Below are 16,617 nucleotides of genomic sequence, written 5' to 3' on the forward strand. Positions count from 1 at the left end.
ACGTCGTGATAAGGCTGGTTTCAGCCGCGGTCAAGGGGAGCGGGTTGGGGCGCAGTCGGGGTCCGGGAGGGGTGGGGCAGTTCGGCATCCAGCCGGGCCTCCAGCCGCTCGATGTGGGTCCGGAGGATTGCTGCTTCCTCGGCCAAGGTCCGGGTCTCGTCTTCCACAACGGAAATTTCCCACGACAAGTGCAAGCAGACTCCGAGTGCCAGCAGGATGGTCATTGCGAACAGAAGGTTCGACGGGACCTGGACGCCGAGGAGTCTCGCCGTCAGCGCAAGAAGCTGAGGGAATGCCGCCAAGATCAGCGTTGCTAATCCAACCACAAGCCAGAGCACCGCATACTTTTCCCGGAGCTTCTTCCGGCGGAGCATCTCGACCACAAGGACGACGATGACGAGGGCAAGGATGAATGCGGCCAGAACGGGCAAGATCATGCTCTTTCGAGTTGAGGAGAAGATGTTCGAATTTCCGAGCGGCGCCGGCTGAGTGCGAACAACAAGGCGAACACTGATCGGCCAAGATAGATGGCGGCTTTGACGGGGTTATGGCTGGGGGTCCCGCCCTGGCGCACTCGCATCTCCACCGGCACTTGGGTGATAACGCAACCGGACCGGATGGCTACAACCAGGGAATCAATGGTGTCGCCAAGGTACTCTGCCGGGTAATGGTCGATGAATTGGTCTATACCGCGGCGGTTTGCTGCCTTGAAACCTGAGGTGACGTCAGTAAGGCGAGTGTGGGCCAGGCCGGATATGACCTTGGCCAGCAGGACCATGGCCCAGCGTCTTGGGCCGGACACTTTATATGTGCCCCGGTCGGCGAAGCGGGCACCGATGGCGATGTCGGCGTTATCAAGAGCCGCCAGCACTCGGGAAATCTCTTTGGGATGGTGCTGTCCGTCGGCGTCCACCTGAATGACAGCGTCGTATCCGTTCCGCTTTGCATACTTGAAGCCGGCGCGCATGGCACCGCCGACGCCAAGGTTAAAGGGAAGGTCCAAGACCACCGCGCCAGCCTCTGCCGCTACATCTGCTGTTTTGTCCTGCGATCCGTCGTTGACCACTAGTACGTCAAAGCTCTCGCGGAGCGCCAGCACTTCGCGGACCGTATTGCCAACGGATTCCTCTTCGTTCCACGCCGGCATGATGACGAGGGCGCGGGTGTAGGGGGGGATTGACATAGCTACTAATCTATACCAGAACCCGTACCGCGGGTGGCTGGGGGCTCGACAGCGGGCGCCTCTGCCGCTGGCGTTCGGGGCGTTTCGACGCCATATGCGGCACGGATGTGCCTCAGGTAAAGATTTGAGTAAACCCGGGGTGCCACCTTGAGCAAAGCTGCGCCGGCACCTATGACCCTATGAACTGTGAGGGCGCGGAGGAGCATTCGCCAGCTGATGTCGTGGCGGCACTCCGCCACAGTGGCAGCTGCGGATGCGGTGCCGCTCCCACGGGCGATGGCGCTTTGCGCCACCAGCAAAAATACCAGCGTGCGCATGCAATCGTAGGCCGCAGCGTACTTGCCCTCCTTGTAGCGCTGATCCAGGTGTTGGTCGAGCTGGCTCAAGGCCACACTCGTGTCGGCCACAGTGGGAACCCTGCCCCAGGTAAGGGAGCCGTCCATGATGTGGTACCTGTACACCGGTGTACTGATTGCCCGGACCCTCCGCGACAGTGAGTGCAGAATGATGTTGGTGGCCATGTCCTCAAAACGGGCAGCACCTTCGGCGAAGCGCACCTTTTCGAAGAGATCGCGCCTAATCAACTTGTCCCACGGGAACGGGGTGAGTTCATCGCACATGGCAAGCCTGCAGGCTTCGGCGCCATCAAATTCACCCAGCGCGCGGGAGGCGGCGTTTGCCTCCGTCCCGTCCGGTTGCACTATCACCCGGCCACCCACCACCATATCCACGTCCGGTCCGGTAGCGGCGTGCAGGGTTTCAAGGAAGGCGGGCAGGTACTGATCGTCGCTGTCGATGAAACTGATCCAGGACCCCCGGGCGGCATCCAGACCGGCATTCCGCGCAGCTGAAACACCTGAGTTGGCTGGCAGCGCGATGACCGTAAGGTTGTCAAACTCTTTTTCGAGGCTGCGGGCCAGGGCCAAAGTCCCGTCCGTTGAGTGGTCGTCCACCACAACCAGCTCGAAGTCCGGTTCGGTTTGCGCCATAACGCTCCGTACCGCCCGTTCGAGCAGGCCAACGGCGTTGTAGGCGGGCATGATTACGCTGGTTCGGGGACGGTGCGAGTTGTTGGACACTTGCCTTTTTTCTTGTTCGTGGGTTTCGGCAGACGGGCGTGGCGGTGATCAGGCGGATACAGCAGGTGGGGCATTGCTGCGCCGGACGATGGAGGCGACGTGGATGGCCGAACCTAACGCCGGTCCTGCTGCCAGGGCCAAAGCCGTTCGGACGGACAGGGGCAGGGGAAGCAGCAGGCAGAGGATGCTCACTGCTGTACCTGATACCCAGCCTATGGAGTATGCCCGGTGGATTCCCACGGCAAGAGCCGCTGTCCCCGTGAGTGTGAGGACTGCCATCAGCGCTGCGTCAAATGTGAGAGTGGCCAAAAGCCAGGCGGGCACTTCATATTTCCCTGGAAACAACAGTTCCATTAACCAGGGACCCAGCAGTCCGGCCGCGATCCCGCCGGCCACGCCCACAGCGATGAATAGTGCTGCCGGCTTATACAGGGCCCGAATACCGCGGTTACGCTGATTGACAAACGCGGCAATGGCCACGCCTTGGAAAGCCTGCAGCGGCACCATTATGGGCGCCCGCGTGAGCTGGATGGCCAGCAGCAGGCCGCCGGCGGAGGCCAGTTCCTGAGCTGTGCTGGTGAAGCTGAGAATCACGGGAAAGCCTACGATCAGGGCAGCTGTGGCGCTGGATGAGAGCATGGCATGTCCGATTTGTTGCAGGTAAAGCGGTCGGGGCACATCCGCTCGGGCGGCGGCGGCGCCGCGTGCAGTGGGGGACAGCAGAAGAAATGCCAACCACAGGGCGGCGGCGAGTGCGCACGTGAATTCAAGGCCCAGAAGTCCGACGCCGAGCAGGACTGAGCAGCCAACGGTCGTCAGGCGGAACACTGCCTCGGCGCTCATCAACTGGGAATATAGCGTCCATTCCTGCGCCCCAGCGGAGGCGCCGGCGAGGGCTGAATGACCGGAATAGGCGACGGCTGCGAGAGCGAGTGTGGGAAGCAGCCACAGGGTGCTGCTGCCGAGAACGGAAGGTGCCCAGGTCCAGGAAGAGGCCAGGATAAGTACTGCCAGGATGCTGCCGACCAGGAGGCCGTTAGTTAACACCAGGGGATAAGGTCTGGGTCCGCCGCCAGTCCCTCCTGCTGAGTTTGCGGAACGAACGGCGCGAGTTGTTTCACTCTGAATGCCGGAGAGCACGCCGAAAATGCCGAAAAGTGCACCCCAGAATACGCTGAACTGAGCGTACTCCTCGGGACGGAGATGGTTTCCGGCAAGCACGAGAACGATGAACCCGGCGGCAGCCGCGATGACGGATGCCACTCCCACTCCCGACGCGTTCTTTGTGCTGATAGTCCGATTCCCGGCAGCGTCGCCGTCCACCTCCGGCGGCTGGATGGCGGGTTTTTTCCAAGGTAAGTTCATCTCGGGCTTTCGGTGGTGGCGCGAAGACCTGTCGTTCCCAGGTGCCCTTCGATCTTACGGTAAGCCTGCTGGGAGCTTCCCGGCATTGTCGCGGTACCCATCGTTCTTGCGGTTGCGAGTCTCAGAACTTGTGTTAACTGTGCGACTCCAGGCGGCTGGACTACTAGAATCAGCCGCACGGGCTGTCAGCTACCTTGCCCAGTAACCAAGCAACACCAGGAATTTCATACCCATCGACCAGTCAGGTGAACATGAAACGTGTTCGGTTTGCCGCTCTGCCGGGCTTTTTCGCCGTCGTCTGTTTGCTTGTTGGCCTAGTTTCCGCCGTTCCCGCAGGCGCAGGCACACCAATCCAAGACAAGTATCAAGTGCTGGGTGGACCAGCCGGCGCCCTGGGTTCTGCTGTGGGACCTGAACGGTGCGCGCTTGGGGATGGAGGCTGCTATCAGGACTTCCAGCGGGGCCAAATCCATTGGACGCCTGGAACCGGCGCCCGTGCCACATGGGGTGCAATCGGTGCGGCCTGGCAGCACCAGGGGTGGGAGCAAGGCGGCTTGGGATACCCTGCGTCTGATGAAGTTTGCGGCCTCGTCCACGAAGGCTGTTACCAGACGTTCCAGGGCGGGCAGATCCATTGGTCGCCGGCGAGTGGCGCCCAGAAAACGCAATGGGGTGCCATTAGAAACCGCTGGGCAGGCGGCGGCTTCGAGTCCGGTCGATTGGGCTATCCGGTGGCGGCTGAGAAGTGCGGCCTTGTGGCCGATGGTTGCTATCAGGCCTTCGAAGGCGGCCAAATCCACTGGGCTCCGGGTGTCGGAGCGTACGCAACGGGAGGATCCATTGACTATGTCTGGGGGACCCTGAGGTGGGAGAACGGGCGCCTGGGCTATCCGGTGACTGAAGAACTTTGCCCAGGCGACGGAGTCTGCAGCCAAAGATTCCAAGGCGGTACTCTGGCCTGGTATCCGGGCAACGGCGTAACGGTCAGTTACCCCCCGCCAGGGGATTATCAGCGCGTGATTAACAAAAGGAATCCGCTGTCGCCCATCGACTCCGTGTCCCCCGACATGGTGAACGTCGGCGGGTCCCCACTGCGTTACCAAGCAGCCCTTGCTTTTTGGCAATTTGTCGACGCAGCCAAAGCTTCGGGTGTGGCGATAAACATCGTGAGTGGTTTCCGGAGTTACTCCAGCCAGGCTTCCCTTTATGAGGGCTACGTTGCGATGTACGGGCAGGAACGCGCAGACGCCATCTCGGCCCGGCCTGGATATTCCGAACACCAGACGGGTTTGGCCGTTGATATCGGAAACCCCAGTGGAGCGTGCGCATTGGAGGAATGTTTTGCCTCCACGGCCGCCGGTCAGTTCGCGGCAGCACATGCGCATGAGTTCGGCTTTGTGGTCCGCTACCAGGCGGGAATGAGCTACTGGACAGGCTACACATACGAACCCTGGCACTTACGGTACGTCGGAAAGGACGTGGCGCTGGACATGCACAACCAGCGAATCAGCACGCTTGAACAGTACTACGGATACCCGCCAGCGCCGGGTTATTAAGGCATGCCAGAGGACTTGCCGGCCTCGGGCGGAGATGACAACGCACCAAGATGCAGCCGGTACCCTAGGATTATGTCGCGACTCCTCGTAACCGGCGGTGCCGGGTTCATTGGCTCAAACTTTGTCCACTACGTGCTGCAGGAGACCGACCATACGGTTACTGTACTGGACAAGCTCACCTACGCAGGCAATCTGGAGTCCCTCAAAAACCTTCCGAAGGACCGCCTTAATTTTGTTCGAGGCGATATTGCCGACGGCGTCCTTGTGGACGGTCTGGTTGCCGACGCCGACGTAGTGGTCCACTACGCCGCCGAATCGCACAACGACAACTCCCTGCACGATCCGCGGCCATTCCTCGACACCAACATCATTGGCACCTACGTGCTCATTGAAGCCGCACGGAAGCACGCCAAGCGTTACCACCACATCTCGACAGACGAAGTGTACGGCGACCTTGAACTCGATGATCCCGTGCGGTTTACCGAGCAGACGCCGTACAACCCGTCCAGCCCGTACTCTTCCACAAAGGCCGGGTCCGACTTGCTGGTTCGGGCGTGGGTACGGTCCTTTGGGCTGCAGGCTACCATCAGCAATTGTTCCAACAACTACGGGCCCTATCAGCACGTGGAAAAGTTCATTCCGCGTCAGATCACCAACGTGTTAGACGGCATACGCCCCAAGCTTTACGGCAAGGGGGAGAACGTGCGGGACTGGATTCACGCCAATGACCACTCATCAGCCGTACTGGCAATCATCGATAAGGGCATCATCGGCGAGACGTACCTGATTGGCGCTGACGGCGAGAAAAACAACAAGGAAGTCGTGGAGCTCATTCTGAAGCACATGGGCCAGTCACCGGATGCATACGATCATGTAGTGGACCGGCCAGGCCACGACCTGCGGTACGCCATCGATTCCACAAGGCTGCGTAGTGAAATCGGTTGGGAACCGCAGTTCTCCAACTTCGATGCTGGCATCGAAGACACGATCGCATGGTACCGGGACAACGAAGACTGGTGGAGGCCGCAAAAAGCGGTTACGGAAGCAAAGTACAAGGAACAGGGCCAGTAAACGATGCCGATCGAGTTCTCGAAGAAACTGACCGCTCGTGAGACTCCAATTCCAGGAGTTGTTCTCTATGATCTTCCGGTACACGGTGACAACCGCGGTTGGTTCAAGGAGAACTGGCAACGGGAGAAGATGGTGTCTTTGGGCCTGCCGGACTTTCGACCCGTGCAAAACAACATCTCCTTCAACGAGAAGGCCGGCACCACCCGCGGGATTCACGCCGAACCATGGGATAAGTTCATCTCCGTTGCCACCGGTCGCATTTTCGGCGCATGGGTTGACCTCCGTGAAGGTCCATCCTTTGGCACCGTTTTCACTGCGGAAATGGACGCCAGCCAGGCAATCTTCATCCCCCGTGGAGTGGGCAATGCGTTCCAAACCCTTGAGGACAACACTGCCTACATTTACCTGGTCAACGACCACTGGTCTGCTGAAGCGCAGGGTCAGTACACGTTCCTGAATCTGGCGGATGAGACCGCGGCCATTCAATGGCCTATCTCTTTGGAGCAAGCGGAACTGTCCGACAAGGACAAAGCCCACCCACGGCTGGTGGACGTGGTCCCCATGCCCGTAAAGAAGATCCTGGTAGTAGGCGCCGACGGCCAGCTCGGCAAGGCACTCAGGGCACTCTACGCCGGTTACGAATCAGTCGAATTTGCTGGTCGCGGAGAATTTGACCTCGGCACCGAGACTGCCTTCCGGAACAAGAACTGGAAGGGCTACTCCACCATCATCAACGCAGCCGCCTACACAGCGGTGGACACTGCGGAAAGCGCGGAAGGCCGTGCGGCGGCCTGGGCCATCAACGTGAGCGCGGTATCGCGCTTGGCGAGGACCGCCGTCGAACATGACCTTACCCTCGTGCATGTCTCCTCTGACTATGTGTTTGACGGCGGTCGTGATATCCACGACGAAAGCGAACCCTTTACGCCACTAGGCGTATACGGCCAGACGAAGGCCGCCGGAGACGCTATCGTCAGTGTCGTGCCGAGGCATTACATACTGCGGACCAGTTGGGTAATTGGCGACGGCAACAACTTTGTCCGGACCATGGCGAATCTGGCCTTGCGGGGCGTGAAACCGGCCGTTGTCAATGATCAGACGGGTCGGTTAAGTTTCACCACTGATATAGCCGCGGGGATTAGGCATCTGCTTGAAACCGAGGCTGCTTATGGGACCTACAACCTGACCAATAACGGCGCGTCCCAGTCCTGGGCCGATATCGCGGCAGAGGTTTTTGAGTTGGTAGGCGTTGGCGGGCAGGCAGTGAGGGGAGTGAGCACAGCTGAGTACTTCAAAGATAAGAGGGCTGCCCCGAGACCCCTCAACAGCACTCTTGACCTCAGCAAAATCGCTTCGGAGGGCTTCACGACGAGGGATTCGAAAGAAGCCCTGAAAGAGTACATCCACGAGCTTCGACACCTAGGGGAGCGGTAGTTGTCCTGCGGTCAACGTTACGCGTGAAGCGCTACGCATTGGACCGATATTCGCCGATTCAAACCTCCTGATTGTGGGATGGCGGCGCGGGGAAACTTCTTCCGAAGACTTGCTTCACCAGCAACCGATCATCGCTGGGGCGTTCCGGCCCGACGCATCAGCGGTTGCAGCATATTCCCGTGACTAGAAATGCGATGATGCTGCTGGGCAGTGCCCGTTGATCCCTGATTGAAGAAAGCTGGCGGGGCTGCCATTTTTCCCGGGCCGTCACGGCCAGAACCTGGGAATTGGCCAGGACCATTAAGTCCTTTCGCTGGAAGAACAGACTTCCTCACCTACTAAACCAAGGGTTTTCCCAAGTTCGTCCGCGCATAGTGGGCGCACGGGAAGCCGCGGGTGGAAGCGCTCCCGATCATGGATTAGGAGATGGTTTCAGATGTACCAGACTAAGTTAGGTCGCTGCCCTGATGGTGCAGCTCCGCGACGCTCATTGGGTAGAACGGCTGCCGGGCTGGCGGCGGGGGCGATACTGGCCGCCACCATTTCAGTTCCCGCCGGAGCTGCACTCAACCAGATGGGGCCAATCGACCCGAACCATGGCTATCCGGCCTGGTTTTCCGATGGTGGGAACGCTGCAGCGGGGCTGGGTCCGCTGCAGCTCGAGTTGTGCCTCGACGGGCCGCTTTGCCTGGCGACCGACTTTCGACCCGACCCATCAAAACCGATGTCTTTCCCTGACAACTTCCCTGATGAAGCATTCTGGTGGGCAGGAGACGCGTCAATCGAGTCGGGAAACATCAGCGCACTGCTCGGGATGGCTCAGGAGGCTGCCTTTGCCAACGGGGTACCTGCTGCGGGCGACCAAGTGGCATTCAGCCGGATACGGATCCGCATCGACGGCCTGACTGCTAACGCGAGTTACACCATCACGCACCCGTACGGGACTATCATCCTGCCGGCTGACTCCGCCGGTAGCATCAACTACACGCAGGACCAAGGCTGCTTTGACACCCCTTGCAGCGAACCAGCATTTGCGCGGGCAGCAACCGGTACAATCGGCCCCTTTCTGCGTTGGACCTCAGGAGCACCGGACGGCTACGTTGGCGACCCCGGGGTTGAGCACGCGGTGATCGGCAGCCCGACTGGGAACAATTTCTTCCAGGTGGAAGGACCAGGCATAAGTCCTTTGCGCACGGACCTGTTCAGCATCCAGGGCAAGATTGACACGGGGCAACCGTCCATTGTTGTCCAGGGTTCCATCGCGGCCAAGCACGCGGCTGTAGCCGCGCTGGTTGGCAGCCCTATAGCAAACGAAGTCACAGGTCAGCGGTTTGGCGGGGGATACCAGACGTTTGAGCGTGGAATCATTGCCTACCTCCCCGGTTCCTCGGCGTTCGCTGTTACTGGTGGAATCAACACGGTTTGGAACAGCATCGGTTCGCAGAACAGTGACCTGGGCTACCCTACTTCTGACGAGTACTCACCTATGGCGGGCGGTGTCATACAGAACTTCCAGTTTGGGAAAATCTCTTGGAACCCCGTCACGGGGTCCAGGATAACCAAGGGCGGGATTGGTGTCACTTGGGATAGCGTCGGCGGCCCGCTCAGTGGACTCGGCTACCCCACAACTGACGAATACACCACAGCCAACGGCGGCGTCGCGCAGAAGTTCCAGTATGGCCAAATCGTGTGGTCTCCTGCAAGCGGCTCGCGTTTTATCAAGGGTGGAATCGGCGCCACGTGGATCAATGCCGGCGGATCGGACAGCCAACTTGGATATCCGACATCTGACGAGATTGGCGGCCTCGTGCGTGGTGGTGCAAAGCAACAGTTCCAAGGCGGGGAAGTTATCTGGTCTCCCGCAGCCGGTGCCCGTGTTGTTATCGGCGGCATCAGGTCAGCCTGGGTGGCCCAAGGGTCCGAGGGTGGGCGCCTCGGCTACCCGACCAGCAATGAGTACCCAGTCAGTGGCGGCGGATACGCACAGGATTACGAAGGCGGCCGCATTACTTGGCGCCTCGGAAGTTTGAGTGTGGCGTACGCGAACTAAGGCCTGCATCCAGGTTTCCTGCCAGCATTTCGGCGGCTCCCAGGCACTGCCTATGTAACCGAGAAGCCAAGGAATGTCCCGTTACCAGAAAAGGTGGCGGGGCATTTTCAGCCGATCTGTCAGCGCCTGAGCCTAGTTGCGGGTCAAGACGAGAATCCATCGCTGAGATGGGTCCATCTACGAGATGGAAGGGCATCACGCAGCCTCGAGGACCATCCAGCCTAAGCTAGGGTGAGGCTGTCGCGGACTGAGCTCACTTAACGGCCTTGATAGCGGCAGCCGCCGACAGCCAATTGCCGGAAAAACTATAAGTCGCGCTCGAGGTTAATTTCTCTGGTATGCCTCCGCACGCCGCCTCGCCTCGGCCCTGCTAGCGACGGTAGACGTTTACTCCGGTGGTCGGAGTCCAGATCAGCGACCCTCCTTGGAAGTCCTGCCGACATTCGCTTGAAGAGTTGCAATACTCGTCAGTATAGGGATATCCGAGCCAACCGTTTTCGAAGTTTTGGGTCGCCCACACATATCGGATTGATCCGAAGGGGCTGAAGTGGGCTCCAGTCGCGGATGACCAGATCATTGATCCGCCCTGGAAAAACTGGTAGCAACCGCCGTTTTTCAAGCCGCAGACTTCGTTGCTGACTGGATAACCGGTCTGGCCATTCTCGGAACCAAGCCGCTGGAAGCTTGCACGGATTGCACCTGCAGCTACGGCGTAGGCTCCGGAGGAGGACGACCAATATATGTCACCTCCTTGGAATGTCTGAACACATCCTGAAGCTGAATATCCGCAGACTTGGCCCGACGTAGGGTAGCCCAAAACCCCATTTTCGAAGCCCATTGCAGCGTAGCGGTCGCGGATCGGACCCGCAGGGCTGATCTGGATACCAGTGCCGGTCCAGATGATGGCGCCTCCCTGAAACATCTGGTAGCAACCGCCTGCTTTCAGTCCGCAAATCTCTGGTCCCAAAACTGGGTAACCCAAAGGGCCGTTCTCAGATCCAGACCGCTGATAAGTGCCGCGAATTGCTCCATCCCGTATCGCGTGGGCGCCGGTGCCCGGAGACCACTGAATCGAACCGCCTTGGAAGATCTGGTAGCAGCCATTGTTCACCAATCCACAAGCTATCGGACCCCAGGGATTTCCAATCCAGGATTTGGAGGCCTGGTATTCCTGATTGAAGGCGGCTTCGATATTCTCTCCGGACCGCGCAAAGCGTTGAAGCGAAGCGTAGTCTCCGTTCCATACATTCGAGTCACCGGCGAAAGGCCCCGTGCTGCTGTACTGCCACATGCTGTAGTTGCTCCAGCTCGCCGTGGGAACGGGGCCGGCGTTGTTAGTTGCGGAGCCCGGGTAGGCCGCGATCCAAAGCGGGTAATCACCGAAGCCTGAAGGATTGGCAAGGCATTGGTTCCACCAGCTCGTGTTGGTGTAGATTACCGGCAGGCGGCCGGTCAGACTCTGCATTGTGTTGCCAAAATCCCTGATCCAGGACTGAAGCTGCGACGGCGACATGTTGTAGCAGGTATTGCCGAAATAGAAGCCGTTAATCGTTCGGCCCTCGTAGGGATTGAACTCGAAGTCCAACACGGGCGGCATAGTGTAGCCATCCGCAGACCATCCCCCGCCGTTCTGGACAAAGTAGCGCGCCTGGTCCGCACCCGATGACCAGTTAGGAATAGCGAAGTGGTAGGCGCCCCGAATCATGCCTACATTCCTCGAGCCCTGGTATTGCGAGCTGTACGAAGGGTTGGTGTAGTAGTTTCCTTCCGTTGCCTTGACATAGGCGAAGCGCGCGCCCATGTTCCACTGCTGCTGCCAGTCCACGCTGGGCTGATGTCCACTAACGTCCAGACCCTGCACCCCAAAAGTCGGCGTCCACGTGCCCTCGGTCGACAACGATTCGGCGCTTAGCCGCTTAGCCGAATTAGAGGGAGTTGATGCAGTCACGCGAGCGGAGCGCTGTCCCATCTCGGCGCCGCCGTTTCCAACTGCTTCCGCCATCGACTGCACAGCTTCTGCACTGGGTCGGGCAGATTGTGTCGCCACGGGTGTTGTTACTTCGGGGGTTGGGTTCGCCTTCGATGGGGCCGGAGCAGGCGAAGCACTAGCGGAGCCGGTACTTGTGCCAGCGGACGCGGTTGGCGTGGGGGAGGGTTCGGCAGCGCTCGCAACGCCCGCCAGTCCTGGACCCGCTGCCAAAGTGGCAGCCAGGAGCGCTATCCCCAACGACATCCATGCGGGGCGACGGGACTGAGACAGGTTCCGCTTCATTTTTGCTCCGGAGACAATGTGGCGCTCCGCCGAGCGCTCATTCGGTTGCTGCTAGATGTTTTCCCCCAGGAAAGCAGCCAGCAGGTGGTATTTCGACAATTAACGCGCCCACCATAACACTGTAGTTACAGCTGCAACTAGTGGTTCAGATGTTGCTGATGTGATTTGAGCAGTCCTCGCGTGGCATGGCCGCAGCTCAGTCTTGCAGGATCCCTGCGTCTCTGTTGCCCGTTAGTAGCAATGGACGTAAGCGGGCTAATCCAGAGGGAGACTATGGCTTCTATGGTGCCCCAGATCATGGATCAAGACGTCCTCGGGCCTTTGCGAACCTCGTGACTAGGAGATATCCAGTTGTTCTCTGGCCAATTTTCGCTTGACAGGCCTTTCGAGCCTTCTGCGTGCGGGGAGCCTTCGTGTGGTCCTTGGAAAGCTATGGTCGGCCGCTGATACGCGGCCGATCCATGCTGTCAAACTGTTTTTGCGGTCTAGTACCGTTCGGTCCAGATTCTTCCGTTGGACCAGTAGATGATGCCGTCTTCAAAGCGCTGAGCACGCGTTGATGCGTTCACTGAATACTCATCGGTTACGGGGCGTCCCATGTAGAAGTATTCGCCGCCGCGCTGGTACTCCCATCGAATGGCGCCCTGCAGCAGCTTAGTCCCGTACTGGGGGGTGAAGTAAAAAGTGCCACCTTGGAATGTTTGGTAAGCGCCTCCGGCGTACCAATAGCTTTCGTCCGAAACTGGGTAGCCTGCTGCTCCGGTCTGTCCGCCCCTGTTCCACCACGCGTCCCGGATGCCGGCACCGATGTAGTGCAGGCCGATCTGGGGTGTGTAGTACATAGTGCCATTTGTGAAGTGCTGGGCAATTGCGCCGCCGCCGAGAGATTCTTCGTCGCGGATGGGGTAGCCGGACTCGTGGCCGTTGTACCACTTGTTATCGATGGCTCCCCAAAGTGGATGTGCTCCGCCCACAGGTGACCAGAATATGTGGCCATACTGAAATTCCTGCTCTGCTCCACCGGATACGGTTTGCTCATACCAGGTGGCTTCCCCCAATTGGGAAGAGGGGCCGCCCATAGATGCGTATTTGGCCCCGATTGCCCCGCCTGTGGGATATCGGCTCGCAGCGAAGGTTGCGGAGGCCAGGCCGCCAGTAAGCGCAATAGATCCAGCAACTGCCAATGCTGTCAGCCTCGCACGAAATTTAGTCATTATTCCCCCAAGAGGATCGCAAGCCAATTGGCGACGTGACTCGACGCCGAGCTTATTATCGGGTATGCGGAGCCGCAATGTGAACTCATCGATACTTGATCTTGTCGAGCCTGGGCCGTCGGCAAGACTTTTTTAGTAAGTGACGACTTGCCCGATGCTTTACACATGCTTCTGTCGGTCCTGAGGTTTCGATGTAGTAGTTGGCGCACTGGCCCTCTTACAGCCTCGGCAGTTTTATCCACACACTGCTCAATATGACTTGTTGCCGGGGTTTGGGCTCCTTAGGCTTTACCCAGTTGCACTGCCTCCGCCGGGGGCGGCAGTTGTATTGGGGAACACATGGACGCGCTGGCAATTGTCGAGGACGAAGTCCGCGAGCTGATCCGACGCCGGGGGCTTGATCCCCTGCACCAGGCCGGAGAAGTTCGCCGCCTGGTTGAGGCAGCAGTAACGGATTACGACGAACGTGCTCTGATGGGCCCGCTGCCTCCCATTGGTCCCTTGGAGGCGGCGCGGAAGTTCCTCTTTGACGCGGTCGCCGGATTCGGCGTCCTGCAGCCGCTGCTGGACGATCCGACGATCGAGGAAGTCTGGATCAACGCCCCCAATGAGATCTATGTCGCCAGGAACGGCGAATCGGAGCTAACCTCGCTCAGCCTGACGGAGCAACAGGTGCGGGACCTGGTGGAGCGCATGCTCAAGAGCTCCGGGCGACGACTGGATATGTCGTCACCCTTTGTTGATGCAGCACTTCCTGACGGATCCAGGCTCCACGTGGTCATCCCGGACGTTACCCGCAGGCACTGGGCGGTCAACATCAGGAAGTTCGTCGTCAAGGCAAGCAGGCTCGAGCACCTGGTGGAGCTTGGCACCCTGACACCCCAAGCGGCCCGTTTCCTCGGCGCCGCAGTTTCCAGCGGCCTGAACATCCTCGTCTCGGGAGCAACGCAGGCCGGGAAAACCACGATGCTGAACTGCCTCGCAGCGAGCATCGGGAGCCGGGAACGTGTCATCACGGTGGAAGAGATCTTTGAACTCCAGTTCCCCTTGCGGGACGTTGTCGGTTTGCAGTGCCGCCAGCCCAACCTTGAAGGCGAAGGCGAAATTCCACTGCGCCGGCTCGTCAAGGAAGCTCTCCGAATGCGTCCTGACCGGCTGGTTGTAGGAGAAGTCCGGGAAGCCGAAAGCCTCGACATGCTCATAGCCTTGAATTCAGGATTGCCGGGAATGTGCACTGTCCACGCGAACTCAGCCCATGACGCCGTCACGAAAATTTGTACACTTCCACTTCTGGCAGGCGAGAACATATCTTCTGCCTTCGTGCTCCCGACAGTCGCGTCCTGCATTGACCTGGTGGTCCATTGCAGCCGCCGGGCGGACGGACGCCGGGAAGTTACCGAAATCCTTTCCCTGGGCCGGCGTGTGGAGAACGGGATTATCGAATCATCTCCAGTGTTCACCGTCATCGAAGGCGCGCTGCAGCCACGCGCCAGCTCGATGCCCGCGCAGGAGAAGTTCTCTAAGGCAGGTTATGACGTCGCCGCGCTGCTGGACGCGCGATGATGTCGGCCCTTCTTGGAGTTACGGCCGGAACAGGGCTTTTCCTGATCTGGTGGTCCTTCTGGGAGTCGCCGAAACCGGCAGTTCCTAAAGAAAAAGCGAGCCGCCTCGCGGACCTCCTCGCCGGGGCCGGCATCGAGAAAGTGTCGCCCACTGGCCTCCTTGGCTCGTGTGCGGGCCTGGGATTTTTCGTCGCCCTGATCTTTTTCGCTGTTACCCGTTCGTGGCCGATCTCCTTCTGCTTCGGCCTCTTCGGCGCCTGGCTGCCCGTCACCGTCCTTCGCTGGAAGGCAAAGCGGAGGAGCGCATTGCTGCGCACCCTGTGGCCTGATGTCGTGGACCACCTGCGTTCCGCCATCCGGGCCGGGTTGCCGCTTCCGGAAGCCTTGATCCAGCTGGGTGACAAAGGACCCGAAGAGCTGCGGCACGTTTTCCGTGACTTCGGAGCCGACTACCGGGCGGGCGGCCAATTCGAAGCGTCACTCAACCAACTCAAGCACCGGCTCGCTGATCCGGTAGCAGACCGGATCGTCGAAGCCCTCCGCCTGACACGGGAAGTTGGTGGCTCGGACCTTGGCAAGCTCCTCGGGACTTTGGCAGAGTTTCTGCGGGAAAATGCGCGAACGCGGAGCGAGTTGGAAGCACGGCAGTCCTGGACCATCAACGCGGCAAGACTCGCCGTTGCAGCGCCTTGGATTGTCATGATGCTGTTGGCAACAAGACCGGAGGCAGTGCAGGCCTACAACACTCCAGTGGGCGCCGCCGTCCTGCTTGGCGGGCTGGTCGTCTCCCTGGTTTGCTACTCCATCATGCTTCGGATCGGTGCGCTGCCGCAGGATGAGAGGGTGCTCAGGTGATGGATATTTCGCCTCCCGCTGTTGTCTGCGGAGTGGTGATGGCGTTAGGCGTGTGGCTCATCCTTTTCCGTTCTCCCTGGATGCGTGCTCTTACGCTGTCGCAGCGCATCGAGCCGCAGCTGAAATCGCAAAATCTTGAGTCAAGGCTGCTCCGCAGCGCGGACCAGAACGTCACCCCTTTTGGTCCCCTGGAACGGATTCTTCGCCCGCTGCTGCGCGACGGACTTTCCGCACTTGGCAGGCTAAACCCGGTGTCCAGGGCTACGGTTCGAAGACTGGCCCAGGCCGGAATCAACAAGTCACCGGTGGATTTCCGGGCCGAGCAGCTGTTATGGGCAGCGACCGGGTTCGCTGCCTCAATCGCCCTGATTGTCCTTGGTGCGGCTTCCGGAAGATTTAATCCATTGCTGGCCGCGGTGGCCGTGCTGGGATGTGCCGTCGGCGGCTTCATGTTTCGCGACTACTGGCTGGGCGTCCAAATAAAGCGCAGGGAGTCGAGGATGATGGCAGAATTCCCAAGCCTTGCTGAACTTATGGCGTTGGCCGTCAGCGCAGGGGAGAGCGCCACTGGCGCTTTGGACCGCGTCTGCCGCAGCGCCAGGGGTGAACTCACGAAGGAGTTCTCGAAGGTTCTTGCCGAAACCAGGGCAGGTAAACCCTTGGTCCAGGCTCTCCAGGAATTCTCATCGCGAACAGACCTCGCGCCGCTGGTCCGGTTCGTCGACGGGATCGTCGTGGCTGTCGAGCGGGGTACTCCCTTGGCCGACGTGCTCCGTGCGCAGGCACAGGACGTCCGGGATACGGCCAAGCGCGACCTGATGGAGGCCGCGGGAAAGAAAGAGATTGCCATGATGGTGCCGCTTGTCTTTGGGGTGTTGCCCTTGACCGTGGTCTTTGCGGTCTTTCCCGGCATCGCGGCGATCAACCTCGGATTTTGACGGCAAGACAAAATCCATCAAGAAAAAACCAACAGTCG

The 16,617-nt window shown here is 59.7% G+C and carries 12 protein-coding genes and 1 pseudogene; 7 read left to right on the plus strand and 6 right to left on the minus strand.

Annotation, left to right across the window (positions count from 1 at the left end):
• Positions 1–20: 20 nt before the first annotated feature.
• From QRN11_RS14840 to QRN11_RS14855, 4 genes are read right to left on the minus strand one after another with little or no spacing between them, the layout of a single operon-like run.
• Positions 21–437: a DUF2304 domain-containing protein gene (locus tag QRN11_RS14840; protein WP_285313370.1), complete on the minus strand. Its 417-nt coding sequence runs from the start codon at positions 435–437 to the stop codon at positions 21–23.
• On the minus strand, positions 434–1,183 hold the full coding sequence (locus QRN11_RS14845) for a glycosyltransferase family 2 protein (RefSeq protein WP_285313371.1): 750 nt from the start codon (positions 1,181–1,183) through the stop codon (positions 434–436). Before QRN11_RS14845 ends, QRN11_RS14840 begins: the two co-directional genes overlap by 4 nt.
• A 5-nt stretch (positions 1,184–1,188) precedes the next feature.
• A complete protein-coding gene (locus tag QRN11_RS14850) occupies positions 1,189–2,262 on the minus strand; it encodes a glycosyltransferase family 2 protein (RefSeq protein ID WP_285313372.1) in 1,074 nt (357 codons plus the stop codon).
• 48 nt (positions 2,263–2,310) lie between these two features.
• The gene (locus QRN11_RS14855) at positions 2,311–3,309 is read right to left on the minus strand and encodes a hypothetical protein (protein WP_285313373.1); all 999 of its coding nucleotides are present in this window, start codon (positions 3,307–3,309) and stop codon (positions 2,311–2,313) included.
• A 569-nt stretch (positions 3,310–3,878) separates the two neighbouring features.
• Between QRN11_RS14855 and QRN11_RS22640 the strand changes: the two genes are divergently transcribed.
• The 4 genes from QRN11_RS22640 to QRN11_RS14875 all read left to right on the plus strand — a co-directional run bounded on the left by QRN11_RS22640 (position 3,879) and on the right by QRN11_RS14875 (position 9,738).
• Entirely contained in the window at positions 3,879–5,183 is a 1,305-nt protein-coding gene (locus tag QRN11_RS22640) for a D-alanyl-D-alanine carboxypeptidase family protein (RefSeq protein WP_502935039.1), read from the plus strand.
• A 72-nt stretch (positions 5,184–5,255) separates the two neighbouring features.
• Positions 5,256–6,254, plus strand: a complete 999-nt coding sequence (gene rfbB, locus QRN11_RS14865; RefSeq protein WP_285313375.1) for a dTDP-glucose 4,6-dehydratase — start codon at positions 5,256–5,258, stop codon at positions 6,252–6,254.
• 3 nt (positions 6,255–6,257) lie between these two features.
• Positions 6,258–7,688, plus strand: coding sequence for a sugar nucleotide-binding protein (locus QRN11_RS14870; protein WP_285313376.1), 1,431 nt, complete (start codon positions 6,258–6,260; stop codon positions 7,686–7,688).
• Positions 7,689–8,262: 574 nt separating this feature from the next.
• Positions 8,263–9,738: an LGFP repeat-containing protein gene (locus QRN11_RS14875; RefSeq protein ID WP_285313377.1), complete on the plus strand. Its 1,476-nt coding sequence runs from the start codon at positions 8,263–8,265 to the stop codon at positions 9,736–9,738.
• A gap of 385 nt (positions 9,739–10,123) precedes the next feature.
• On the opposite strand, the pseudogene QRN11_RS14880 reads toward QRN11_RS14875, so the two are convergent.
• Positions 10,124–12,010 (minus strand): annotated as a pseudogene (locus QRN11_RS14880) (GH25 family lysozyme); the annotation flags it as partial.
• Between the two features lie 485 nt (positions 12,011–12,495).
• On the minus strand, positions 12,496–13,224 hold the full coding sequence (locus tag QRN11_RS14885; RefSeq protein ID WP_350223995.1) for an LGFP repeat-containing protein: 729 nt from the start codon (positions 13,222–13,224) through the stop codon (positions 12,496–12,498).
• A gap of 339 nt (positions 13,225–13,563) precedes the next feature.
• On the opposite strand from QRN11_RS14885, the gene QRN11_RS14890 reads away from it, so the two are divergent.
• Genes QRN11_RS14890 through QRN11_RS14900 form a run of 3 tightly spaced genes read left to right on the plus strand, consistent with a single transcriptional unit; the run spans position 13,564 to position 16,579 of the window.
• Positions 13,564–14,787, plus strand: a complete 1,224-nt coding sequence (locus QRN11_RS14890; RefSeq protein WP_285313378.1) for a TadA family conjugal transfer-associated ATPase — start codon at positions 13,564–13,566, stop codon at positions 14,785–14,787.
• Positions 14,784–15,641, plus strand: coding sequence for a type II secretion system F family protein (locus QRN11_RS14895; protein WP_370455904.1), 858 nt, complete (start codon positions 14,784–14,786; stop codon positions 15,639–15,641). Before QRN11_RS14890 ends, QRN11_RS14895 begins: the two co-directional genes overlap by 4 nt.
• Positions 15,641–16,579 (plus strand): type II secretion system F family protein, encoded by a 939-nt coding sequence (locus QRN11_RS14900; protein WP_285313379.1) that lies wholly within the window; start codon positions 15,641–15,643, stop codon positions 16,577–16,579. Before QRN11_RS14895 ends, QRN11_RS14900 begins: the two co-directional genes overlap by 1 nt.
• The last annotated feature ends 38 nt before the right edge of the window (positions 16,580–16,617 follow it).

This window comes from Pseudarthrobacter sp. fls2-241-R2A-168 (genome assembly GCF_030209335.1).
GTDB lineage: Bacteria > Actinomycetota > Actinomycetes > Actinomycetales > Micrococcaceae > Arthrobacter.